At 39.9% G+C, this 258-nt stretch carries 1 pseudogene; it reads left to right on the top strand.

The window, feature by feature from the left end:
• Nucleotides 1–258: pseudogene (locus tag AAEY83_RS16540) on the top strand (hypothetical protein); the annotation flags it as partial.

The following is a 258-nucleotide window of genomic DNA, read 5'->3' as shown; positions in this document are numbered from 1 at the left end:
ATGCTAAGATGTGTTCGACCGATACAGGTCTCGCCTTCAATAAAGCATGTACGGATAGTGGTTTCTGGACATGGCATATAGATACCCTCGCATGGTCTATCGGTTTAGGTCTTATATTTTTATGGATCTTTCGTAGTGCCGCTAAAAAATCAACACTAGGTGTACCTGGAAAATTTCAATGTTTCATTGAAATGGTAGTAGAGTTTGTTGGTGACAACGTACGTGATACTTTCCATGGTAAAAGCAAGCTTATTGCAC

The organism is Psychrobacter sp. TB20-MNA-CIBAN-0197 (genome assembly GCF_040309765.1).
Classification (GTDB): Bacteria; Pseudomonadota; Gammaproteobacteria; order Pseudomonadales; family Moraxellaceae; genus Psychrobacter; species Psychrobacter submarinus.
The sequence above is the reverse complement of the archived record's forward strand: the minus strand, read 5'-3'. Positions and strand labels throughout refer to the sequence as shown.